The organism is Clostridium sp. Marseille-P299 (assembly GCF_900078195.1).
GTDB lineage: Bacteria > Bacillota > Clostridia > Lachnospirales > Lachnospiraceae > Lachnoclostridium.
Genome location: NZ_FJVE01000007.1, coordinates 2,437,931 through 2,449,909, shown reverse-complemented (window position 1 = coordinate 2,449,909; position 11,979 = coordinate 2,437,931). Strand labels below are relative to the sequence as shown.

The following is an 11,979-nucleotide window of genomic DNA, read 5'->3' as shown; positions in this document are numbered from 1 at the left end:
AATTAGCCTCTATACATTAAATAATGTAAAAGGCAGCAGAGATATAATTTTCTGCTTCCTTTTACATTTTTAATTTACATTATTTTTATATATTTTTAGTGCTCCATGCTCATTATTCATATCAGTTAAATTATCAATATCTTCAACCCACATGTAATATAACTCGTTTGGGTTATTCTGATTTTCTATAAATCGATTATTCTTAATTATAATATTATTATGAGCAGCATCAGTCTTGCTTAAAATATAAATTCCAGTTGCTTTATTCATCCCTGATGCATTTTTAATAGTATTGTTTTCAATAAGTACATTCTTAGAAAGGCCATAGTTTGATTTTGTTTCTACTTTATCTCCATTAGCATTCTTTGATAATTCGATGTTTCTTATTTCTACACCGCGGCCAAATCCATCAATAACATTATTACTTATATTCAAATTTTCAACACCAATAAAACGCATAGCAGGACTGTTTGGATATTTTGTCAGTCCCTTCATTGTACTATTTTTTACTGTAATATTTTTAAATACACTACTTGTTGCTGGTTGGCTATGCATTCCTATACAAACAGGCTGCGCAGTTCTTGTTTTAGAGTGATCCCATGTGCATCCATCAAAAGTTAGATTTTCGCTGCACTGTAAATCATAAATTGCAGATCCTTTTACGTGATTATAAATTTCACTTGCACTACTAAATCCAATCTGAACGGACTCTCTATAATTATCACCAGTACGATTACCAAGGAATTTACAATTAATAATCTGTGCATTTTTTACCGCAGTTAATTCCATGTGATGGTATAATTGAGAGTCGATAAAGGTACAGTTTTTCATAATTAACTGTGAGAGCTTCCACCAAGAAACAAGATTATCCCCTGATAATAAGGTCCCATTTACCTTTTCTATTCCCTCAAATTCTAAATCGTAAATTACTATGTTTTTAGAAGTACCAAATCCTTTATCACCCGCTTTATTTACATTCATAAGAATAGACTGTATAGAAGAAAAACGTTGCAATCTTGAATTATTACCATAGATTATTGTATTTGATGGAACAATGATTTGACTAGTTATCTTGTATGTACCTTTCTTAAATTCTATTTCTCCACCTGAGGAAACTTTACGTCTAATCATTGCTATAGAGTCTGTTGGTTTAATTATAGCTGACATGAATTATTACCTTACTTTCTGATTTGATTTAGTATTATGTGATTCATTCTGGTTCGTGACTGATTCGTGTAATTACTGGTCATAATAATAAGTAGATATTTATTAAAGAATAAAAGTGTTAATTTGCCACTTGCCGGTAAGCCCTTTATTAGAGTATCAAAAAGACATAATATATAAAATTATCTATTGGAGGCAGAATCATTGAAAGAATTTATTAAAGAATACTCAGGTAATATTATCCCTGTTACATTTCAAATTAAAACAGAAAAAAACATTGATAAGATAGGTAAGGGTGATGTTGAATTCACTGTTACTATGAATAAAGATCTAAGTAAGAAAGATCTTATTACCAGCACCTCACTTGCTTTGGGTGAAGCATATATGCGAGGTGATATTGAGCTTGATCGAGATTTGTATGAGGTTTTAGACTTATTCATGGGTGAGATGAGTAAGTTTACTACGGACAAATCTTCATTAAAGAAATTAATTCATACATCAAAGTCAATGAAAAACCAGAAAAAAGAGGTTACCTCTCATTACGATATCGGGAATGAATTTTATAGTTTATGGCTAGATGAGACAATGAGCTATTCATGTGGATATTTTATGAATGATACCGATAGCTTATACCAAGCCCAAATAAATAAAGTGAATCATATATTAGAGAAACTTCAGCTTAAAGAAGGAATGACACTATTAGATATCGGATGTGGTTGGGGATTTCTTTTAAAACAGGCAGCTAAATTATATGGTGTAAAAGGAACTGGAATCACTTTAAGTGAGGAGCAATATAAGAAGTTTGCCAGTGAGATTGAGAAAGAAGGTCTACAAGATTTATTAAGTGTGAGGTTAATGGATTACCGTGAACTAAAAAATTCTGGACTTCAATTTGACCGGGCTGTTAGCGTTGGTATGCTAGAACATGTTGGAAGAGGGAATTACGAGTTATTTATAGAAAATGTAAATGCGGTCTTAAAGCCCCAAGGATTGTTTCTTTTACACTATATTAGTGGTATGAAAGAAAATGATGGAGATGCCTGGATAAAAAAATATATATTTCCAGGTGGAACAATTCCTAGTCTTCGTGAAATTATTAAAATCTTACCTGATTTACGGTTTTATACCCTTGATGTGGAAAGCCTTAGAAGGCACTATACAAAGACTTTATTATGTTGGCGAAATAATTTTATGAATAAAAAAGAAGAAATTTTAAAATTACAAGGAGAAGAATTTACTAGAATGTGGGAACTTTATTTAGCCTCTTGTGCAGCTACATTTAATCACGGAAATATTGATTTACATCAAATATTAATGTCAAAAGGTGTAAATAATGAGTTAGCAATGAATCGTACAGTGTAAATGATTGATTCCTATGGGGAGTAAGGTTGCTCTATAGCGAAAAATGATGATTTACTTGACGAACGAAATGCTATATGATAAAGTGAACATAAAATAAATAATGTTAGATATTAGATACTTTCAAACCTTAATATTTCTTATTAAGAGGATTTAAGGTTTGAAAGTATTTTTTTCTAATGCTTTATGCAAATAGCCATTCCAATAAACTAGATAGGGCTTTTGACACCAGAATTTTATAGGTAAGGAAGATATTAAATGGAAGAAGAAAATAAAAATGATTATGTATTTGTAGTGCTGTCCCAGACACCATCCGGGTTTGGGAAAGCGATTAGGCGAGTTGCTGGTTTAAATTATAACCATGCCTCAATTGCCTTTGATGAGAATTTGAATGAATTATATTCCTTTGGAAGGATAAAAAATAGAGTTCCTATATTAGCCGGTTTTGTAAAGGAATATCCTGAGAGATTTTCATTAGGACAAGCTCAGTGTGTTAATATTATTATCTATAAGATACCTGTGACAAAACAGCAATTAGAACAAGGAAAATGTACAGTCCGTGAGATAGCTTCAGAAAAAGATGCCTATATGTATAATTTATTATCGGTAGTTACATTTCCTTTATTGCATGGATTTTCTACATATAAAGCATTTTCATGTTCAGAATTTGTTGCTCATGTTTTACAACATATGAATGTACTTACAAATAAAGAAAAGAAAGCATCTAAATATACCCCGGAAGATCTTATGCACGAAGTAATTGGAGAAGTGCATTATCAAGGTAATATGTTGACCTATTGTAATGCCTCATCAGAGGAATCGAATGTCTTTTTTGAAAAACCAGAATATGTACGTGATACGGTAAAAAGTATTCATTATATCATGCGTTTAATTAATAGAAAAGTTAGATTTATATAGATATTAGATTTATGGTAAAATCAGGTTACTAATTTATTAGGATCTAAATAATTTAAATTAGATTTTCGGTGAGGATTCTTGTTAGTACTTGTGTGAAAAAATTATGCATCTATAAGTTTATAAAAATACTTATAGGTGCTAATTTTTTAACATTTTCTTAAAAGTTTTTGGTATAATAATAAAAGCTTATAGATTGCGTAGAGAGGTTATTTAGTATGAATGTGATTTTAAGACAAGAAAATAAAAACGATTATGAAAGCGTTTATAATTTAATAAAGCTGGCGTTTGCTAGTGCAGAGCATAGTGATGGAGATGAGCAAAATTTAGTTGAACGACTAAGAAAAGGAGACGCATTTATTCCAGAGTTGTCCATAGTGGCAGAAGTAGATGGTGAAATTGTTGGACATATTTTATTTACTAAAATACAAATAGGAGATTCCAAGGTGCTAGCTTTAGCACTTGCGCCTTTGGCAGTAGCTCCTCAATTTCAAAACTGTGGAATTGGTGGAAAACTTATTAAGGAAGGGCATAGAATTGCAAAAGGCCTGGGCTATGAAATTAGTGTAGTCTTGGGACATGATAAATACTATCCTAGATTTGGATATCAACCTGCAAAACTATATTCCATAAAGGCTCCATTTCCAGTAGATGATAAAAATTTCATGGCTATAAAATTAAATGATGATGTAGATCTAAAGGTTGATGGAGTAGTTGAATATGCAAAAGAGTTTAATATCAATTAATCTGTAGTTTGAACAGAAAGTCTCAAGAAAGTTCGTAGAAATAAGGATAAAACTATAGTATAATTACTATTATTAAAAAGTAAAGAATCAAAGGAGAAAAAAATGCAAACTTTCACAGTTGAATTACCAGTTTTTCCAGACCGAAAAGTAAGCATAGTAGATTACAATGCTGTTCCAGGAGGAACCGTGTCTAATACAGTTGCCATTAATAAAGCAATACAAGAGCTTTACAGTCTTGGTGGGGGTACTGTTATTGTACCAAAGGGAATATGGCTTACGGGACCAATTACATTAAAGTCAAACATTAATCTTCACTTAGAAAAGGGAGCATTCATTAAATTTGATAAGAATCCTGAAGAATATCCAATTATATTAACTGATTATGAAGGACAACCAAGATTACGTGCTGTATCTCCAATTCATGCCTTTGATGAAGAGAACATTGCCATTACTGGTTATGGAGTTATTGATGGAAATGGTCATGAATGGCGCCCATTAAAGAAATTTAAGATTACTAACAAGCAATGGGAAGCAAGACTTAAAAAGAGTCAATATTTTATAGAAACGGACGAAGGTGGTATTTGGTATCCTTCTAAGACATCATATGAGGGATGCTTAGTGGGTGAGCCAAGTTTGGACGATCCAGATGCCATTGCAAAAGCTACTCCATATTACGATCATTATCGTCCAGTTATGACTAATTTGGTACGTTGTAATAAAATATTAATTGAAGGTGTAACACTTCAAAACTCCCCAGCTTGGAATCTTCATCCATTACTTTGTACGAATTTAACATTACGTAATGCATTTATTAGAAATGATAGCTTTGCTCAAAACGGAGATGGACTTGACTTAGAATCTTGCCGTTTTGTAGATATCTATGATGTAAAATTCGACGTCGGCGATGATGCAATTTGTATGAAATCTGGTAAAAATGCAATCGCTAGAAAGATTACTGTTCCAACAGAGCATGTACGCATCAGAGATTGTGTTGTTTACCATGGTCATGGCGGTTTTGTTGTAGGAAGTGAAATGTCTCGAGGTGTTAGAGATGTTGTAATTGAAAATTGCTTATTTATTGGTACAGATACTGGTATTCGTTTTAAGAGCGCGATTGGCCGTGGCGGTGTTGTAGAAGATATAATGATTAAAGACATCCAAATGACTGACATTGCAGCAGAAGCTGTTATCTTTACAATGGGGTATGTATTATTCCGCTTGGATCATGAAGCAAGTGATCAACCAGATGAAATATTAAAGGAAGATATTCCAGAGTTTAAGAATATAACAATCCGTGATGTGAATTGTGTACGTGCTGGTCAAGCAATTAAAATTGAAGGTTTAGAACAGTTACCTATCCATGATTTAACCTTGGAAAATGTAGTGATAGAAGCAAAGAAGGGAATTGAGATTAAGAATGCAAATCAGATATTCCTTAAAAATGTTACTGTAACAAATCAGGATAATAAAGAGCAATCTTTTCACTTTGAAAATGATGTTTTAGCGGAGTCTAGTTATAATTTTTAATTGAAAAAGAGTAATTAAAAAGAATGGTTATCCATTCTTTTTAAATTTTAAAATCTAAATCAGAATTCGGATTAAAAGCTTCCTTTGTTATGTGACCCTGATTTAGACAAGGTAACAATGCAAATCAAGAAAATGTTTAATTAAATAAACGGCTAAATAGTAAAAGGGTTAAAAAATAATAGGCTTAAAAATAAAAGGGCTATTACAAAATCTTAGTGTTATACACATTGAGAATTTTGTAATAGCCTTTTTATAGTTATGATTTTAGTTGCCCAAGCAATTAAAGTTTTATAAATGAAGAACTGCTTCTAGAAAGCTATTCATATATGAGAAGTTATATAGACTTAGCTATTCATAAAACGACTTAAGAAGTCTTTTGTTAAAGCGTTCTTAGGATCACCAAAGATTTGACTAGGAGAGCCTTCCTCTGCGATAACACCATTAGCCATAAAGATTACTCGATTGGAAACATCACGAGCAAATGCCATTTCATGAGTTACGATAATCATTGTAAGGCCTTCTTTCGCAAGTTTTCTCATAACGGTAAGAACTTCACCAACCATCTGTGGGTCTAGAGCAGAAGTAGGTTCATCAAATAATAATACTTCTGGTTCCATAGCTAAGGCACGAGCGATTGCAACACGCTGCTTTTGTCCACCGGAAAGTTGACGAGGTTTTGCATTAATATATGGTGCCATACCTACTTTTTCAAGATAGTACATTGCATTTTTTCTTGCAGTTTCCTTATCCTTTTTAAGAACCTTCATTTGTCCAACCATACAATTTTTAAGAACAGTCATGTTACTAAATAAATTGAAGTTTTGGAACACCATACCTACTTTAGAACGGTAAGAGGCAGCATTTATTTTACGGTCAGTAATATCTGTTCCGTGGTATTTAATTTCACCAGAGGTAGGAATCTCTAATAAATTAACACATCGAAGAAGGGTTGATTTACCTGAACCAGATGCACCAATAATGCATGTAACATCGCCTTGATTTACATTAAAGTCAATATCTTGTAATACTGGATGCGTACCAAAGGTTTTACTTAAATGACGAATTTCTATAATTGGAGATTTCTTTGCTTCATTCATTATTTGCCCTCCTCCTTTCTTTTTCCAGAAAATTTATACATACCACTTGTATGGGCAAGGGTATCAGTAGTTGCTAAATCGTAATTATCAGGGCCATCTAACTTACTTTCTAAATGACGAAGAATTCTTGAGCAAGTAAATGTTAAAATAAAGTAAATCGCCATTACAATTGTAAAGGCTTCAAAGTAAGTGTATAATGCACCCGCAATACCTTTTGTAACGTAGAACAACTCAACTGTTCCAATAATAGAAAGAACGCAAGTGTCCTTAATATTAATAATTAAGTTGTTACCAATCTGAGGCATAATATTTCTAAGAGCTTGTGGTAGGATGACATAAACCATTGTTTGAATATGTGTCATACCAATTGCCTTTGCACCTTCTGTTTGTCCTGCTTCAATGGATAAAATACCACCACGAACGGTTTCTGCCATATACGCACCTGTATTAATAGAAACGATAAAGAAAGCAGCAAACCACATGGACATATTAATATTAAATACCGCAGCAGAACCAAAATATATAAACATCGCTTGTACCATCATTGGTGTTCCACGGAAGAATTCTACATAAATATTTAATATAAGTCTTACAATCCAGAATAATCCGCGTTTAATAAATGGATCACGTTTGGAGGTAGGAAATGCTTGGATGATTCCTACTGCAAATCCGATAATACAACCAATAAATGTACCTACAAGGGCAATTATCATAGTAACTCCGGCACCACGTACGAAAGAGGAACCATATTCTTTAAGAATATAAAAGATTCTTCCTAAAAAGTCACTTGGCATGGAAGATGGTTGAACGGAGATGGCATCATCCATCATCTTATCATAATCTTCAACAGTCATTTTAGATAAAACACCGTTAATCGCATCTCTTAACTCAGTATTTCCTTTTTGCACAGAAATACCAATATTAATTTCTTCTTGAGAAACTTTAAAATTATCATCTGTTTCAGTGAAATCTAGAAGTTTAAAATTATCATAGGATGCAAGAGCAGCTTTTGCAGTAGGCATATCAGTTACAACTAAATCTGCCTTATTAGCATTTAAAGATACTAACATCGCAGAAGCAGATTCTTGCGCTGGTAAAATATTAGCATTTGGTACTTGTGGTAGACATGCATCATACCAAATTGTGTTTAGCTGAGAAGTTGCAGTAGCTCCAGCTAAATCGGAAACACCTTGTGCATCTGCATATGGACCATCAGCTTTTACTAAAGCAACGATGGAAGCATAGTAGTAAGGGGTTGTAAAATCAACCATTTTCATTCGATTTTCTGTGATTGATTGTCCAGCAATTACTGCGTCAACAGTTCCAGACTGTACCGCGGGTACTAAGGAATCCCAATCAAGTTTTACAATCTGTAATTCATAACCTAGTTCATCTGCGATATGTTTTGCCATCATAACGTCATAACCGTTCGCATAATCTGAACTATCAAAAATCGGTACCGCACCATTTCTATCATCTGGCTGTGTCCAGTTATAAGGGGCATAGCTACATTCCATCGCGACCCTAAGAACTTTTTTAGTTTCTTGATCCCCAATATCTGTGCCAGTATTTGTTTTTGCACTACAAGCTGTTAAAATACCAAGCGAAAGTATAATAATTGCAAAAACAGCTATCAGCTTTTTAAAGTTACTCTTCATAAAATGTCCTCCAATATTAAATTTGTGTTTGTTTTTTCATGTTGAAATCAAACATCTTCATGAATCTTTATACGTTTTTGCTTTGTTTCGCTTCCCAAAGTTCACCCAAAAAAACGCAAAAAGACATAAGAGAAACATCCTTGTCCCTTTGCGTAAAGATTCAAATATTGATATTATAAATGCTAACTAATTGAAAGTCAATAAAATAGGCAAAATTCTTAATGAAAATTGAAGAACAAATGATCTTTTAGAAAAGCAGTCATCCAGTAGAGAAGGGGAAATAAATATGAGATTTATTAAATATTTGAATCGATTGTATCATTTTAATTAAATAGATAAATACAAAAAAATGGATAATTATGAATTTACTGTGATAATAATTCCATCCGATAATCCCTCCCATATGTGTATGACAAAAAATCTGTATTTAATTACATTTATAACAACAATACCGTGGAGATTACAGAAATTAAGATGTAATATAATACTTAATTAAACAATCGGTGTACAGATGATTAATAGTACAACCAGATTCTTGTACAGATGTGGTGGATGTTACAAAGGGAGAGGTATTATTATGATAGAATTAAAATTTGATAAGTTATATCGTTATCCAAGAATAGAAGAACATGCATTTATAGCCATACCGCTTAAAAAAGGAAAGCTCAAAAGTTTATCAAAGGTGGCAGTATTACAGGATGGAAAACCAGTACCTATGCAAGGAAAAGTAACTTCATTTCATGAAGATGGTTCCATTCGCTATTTATTTCTTAGATTTATGGCGGATTTGCCTGGGAACGCAAAAACTTCACTTATGTGCGATTTATTTTCAGAGAAGGTTTCTTCCTATGAGGGAATTAAGATTGAAAAGGAAAATGAGCAAACAAAAGTTGATTGTGATGGCATCACTTTTACAGTAAAAGATAATAGTAACCACATTATAGAATCTTTAGTAGCGGGAAAGAAGAGTTATACAGCGGCACAATTCCTAGGGCCATATTTAAAAGATGGGGATGGAAATACTTATGATATGGAAATTGGTGAGTGGAGGATTGTTGAGGAAGGACCTATCTGCGCAGTACTTTCAGCAAGAGGCGTTAATAAAGGTCGAAACAATATTGAGTTTGAACTTAAAATAACTGCTTTTGCTAAAAAACCTTGGATTGAGGTATCTTATCGTATCATTAATACTTCTGATGACCCATTGCATGTTGCGTCCCTTGTGTTTTCTTTGAAAGCAGATAAAGATTGCGTGATGGATGAGAGCCTTGAAGTTATAAAGAATGATTCCTTTGATTCAACTGGGTGTGGGGATGTACCAGTGAATCAAAATTATAAAGATGGAATTATATTTCATACTGTTGGTATTAAAAATTTAGATAGTATTGAAGAACAAGCACCAGTGGATTCAATTCGTACCTGCGTTGGAAGTTCGAATTATAAAACAGATTTTTTAGTTGCTAAAGATGGTGCGGCAGTGAACAAAATTGTTGATGCAAAATATTTAGTTGGTGAAGCCAATGAACATTATGGGGAAGTATTCTACGGGACATTTTTTACCGATCGAACTGATGAAGAGGGTGGAGTATGTGCAACCATATTCCAAGCACAGCAAAACTATCCAAAGGCAGTAAAAGCAGATAAAAATGGAATTTCAGTTATGCTAGTTCCAGAAAACGTGGATAAAGTTGTAATGCAATCAGGTATGTCTAGAGAACAAAAATTCTTATTACATTTTCATGGGCCAGAAGAATCGTTAAAAGAAATTGATAATCGTAGCTTGATTTATCAGATGCCAGATCGACCAACGATAGCTCCAGCGGTGTATAAAGAAGCTGATGTTATGCTTGATGTATTCGTTGAGAATATAGATCCTGATGTTGAAGCATCCTTTATTTATAAAGCAGATGAGCATGCTCGATGTTATGGAATGCTAAATTGGGGGGATGCACCAGACCCAGGTTATACATTACAAGGTAGAGGCAAAGGTGCAGCAGTATGGACAAATAATGAGTATGATTATCCTCATGCATGTGCTTTAATGTATGCAAGAACAGGAATTCGAAGATTTCTTGATTATTTGATGGTAGCGGGTAGTCACTGGATGGATGTGGATGTATGTCATTATAGTAAGGATCCATTAAAAATTGGTGGGCAGATTGAACATTGTGCAGGACACACAATTGGTCAGATGATAGTACCAAGTCACGAATGGGTAGAAGGACTACTGGATTATTATCATTTTACAGGGGATGAGAGAGCATATGAGACAGCCATCGGTATCGGTGAAAATGTTTTAAGATTGTTAGAGACGCCGACTTTTCAAAATACTGGGGAAAGCAATGCGAGAGAAACTGGCTGGGCGTTACGTACTTTAACAGCCCTTTATGTGGAAACGAAGGATGAAAAATGGATGGCAAAAAGTAAATGGATCATTCATCATTTTAAACAATGGGAAGAGGAGTATGGAGCTTGGCTAGCAATGTATACAGATAACACTACGATTCGCGTTGGTTTTATGATTTCAGTTGCAGCAGGTAGTTTGATGCGATATTATAGGGTTTTTCACGATGAAGAAGTTAAAGGTATGATACTTCGTGCGGTGGATGATTTAATTGAAAATTGCTATTTGGATATGGGATTGTTTTATTATAAGGAATTACCAAGCCTTAGTAGATTGGGCAATAATACATTACTATTAGAGGCTTTGGCAATTGCATATGAACTTACAGGAGATAAAAAATATTTAACTTATGGAGAAAAGACTTTTAATGCTTCCCTTAGTAGGCATAACGGTGGGGGAAGTTTAAAGCGGATCGAAGGAGATGCTGTAATTGTGTCAGGAAATGGAACTAAAAATTTCGCACAGAGTTTCATTCCGCTAGCAAGCTATTATAAAGCAATTCGGGATTAACTAGTGCATTTAGAAAAAGTTATATGGGTTGTCTTAAGTAGTTAGTAACAAGCTATTTAAGATGGCCCTTTTTCTATATAAGGATCAACTATTAAACAATATATTCGAAAAAATTCGAAAATAATATTGTAACAAAATGTAATTATGATATAATGAAAGCGGAATGAGCCATCTGCGAGCTCGCTTGAAGAAGGCGATTGGAGCAACAAGATCATGAACCGAACTTGTTCATGATATAATGAAAGCGGAATGAGCTATCTGCAAGCTCGCTTGAAGATAGCGATTGGAGCAACAAGATCATGAACCGAACTTGTTCATGATATAATGAAAGCGGAATGAGCCATCTGCAAGCTCGCTTGAAGATAGCGATTGGAGTAACAAGATCATGAACCGAACTTGTTCATGAACAGTTTCTTGTTAAGGTTGATTAAAAGAAGAGAAAATCATCATAAAAACTGCTTATTTTAATACAATAAGTGATAAAATAGAACTTTACAGATTATATTAAAGTAAAAGAGACGATTATAATTGTGTCTTTTCTTTATTTTAAATTTTAAATGCACCGCTTAATTTTATACGATTTAAATATGAAGTATGAA

8 protein-coding genes and 1 pseudogene are annotated in these 11,979 nt (G+C 33.4%); 5 read left to right on the top strand and 4 right to left on the bottom strand.

Going from position 1 to position 11,979, the window contains the following annotated elements:
- Positions 1 to 69: 69 nt before the first annotated feature.
- Positions 70 to 1,167 carry a hypothetical protein gene (locus BN4220_RS18725; protein ID WP_066720239.1) on the bottom strand — a complete coding sequence of 366 codons (1,098 nt, stop codon included), beginning with the start codon at positions 1,165 to 1,167 and terminating at the stop codon, positions 70 to 72.
- A 234-nt stretch (positions 1,168 to 1,401) separates the two neighbouring features.
- Between BN4220_RS18725 and BN4220_RS18720 the strand changes: the two genes are divergently transcribed.
- From BN4220_RS18720 to BN4220_RS18705, 4 genes are all read left to right on the top strand, one after another.
- Positions 1,402 to 2,526, top strand: coding sequence for a cyclopropane-fatty-acyl-phospholipid synthase family protein (locus BN4220_RS18720; protein WP_347477147.1), 1,125 nt, complete (start codon positions 1,402 to 1,404; stop codon positions 2,524 to 2,526).
- 255 nt (positions 2,527 to 2,781) lie between these two features.
- A complete protein-coding gene (locus BN4220_RS18715) occupies positions 2,782 to 3,441 on the top strand; it encodes a hypothetical protein (RefSeq protein ID WP_066720235.1) in 660 nt (219 codons plus the stop codon).
- Positions 3,442 to 3,656: 215 nt separating this feature from the next.
- Entirely contained in the window at positions 3,657 to 4,184 is a 528-nt protein-coding gene (locus BN4220_RS18710) for a GNAT family N-acetyltransferase (RefSeq protein ID WP_066720224.1), read from the top strand.
- 102 nt (positions 4,185 to 4,286) lie between these two features.
- A complete protein-coding gene (locus tag BN4220_RS18705; protein WP_066720221.1) occupies positions 4,287 to 5,711 on the top strand; it encodes a glycoside hydrolase family 28 protein in 1,425 nt (474 codons plus the stop codon).
- A gap of 344 nt (positions 5,712 to 6,055) precedes the next feature.
- Here BN4220_RS18705 and BN4220_RS18700 read toward each other — a convergent pair whose 3' ends face one another.
- From BN4220_RS18700 to BN4220_RS20345, 3 genes and pseudogenes are all read right to left on the bottom strand, one after another.
- A complete protein-coding gene (locus tag BN4220_RS18700; RefSeq protein ID WP_066720219.1) occupies positions 6,056 to 6,808 on the bottom strand; it encodes an amino acid ABC transporter ATP-binding protein in 753 nt (250 codons plus the stop codon).
- On the bottom strand, positions 6,808 to 7,602 hold the full coding sequence (locus tag BN4220_RS20350) for an amino acid ABC transporter permease (RefSeq protein ID WP_197467977.1): 795 nt from the start codon (positions 7,600 to 7,602) through the stop codon (positions 6,808 to 6,810). The genes BN4220_RS18700 and BN4220_RS20350 overlap by 1 nt, the downstream gene beginning before the upstream one ends.
- A 45-nt stretch (positions 7,603 to 7,647) precedes the next feature.
- A pseudogene (locus BN4220_RS20345) lies at positions 7,648 to 8,325 on the bottom strand (transporter substrate-binding domain-containing protein); the annotation flags it as partial.
- A gap of 718 nt (positions 8,326 to 9,043) precedes the next feature.
- Here BN4220_RS20345 and BN4220_RS18690 point away from each other — a divergent pair.
- A complete protein-coding gene (locus BN4220_RS18690; protein ID WP_066720213.1) occupies positions 9,044 to 11,380 on the top strand; it encodes a hypothetical protein in 2,337 nt (778 codons plus the stop codon).
- Positions 11,381 to 11,979 lie beyond the last annotated feature (599 nt).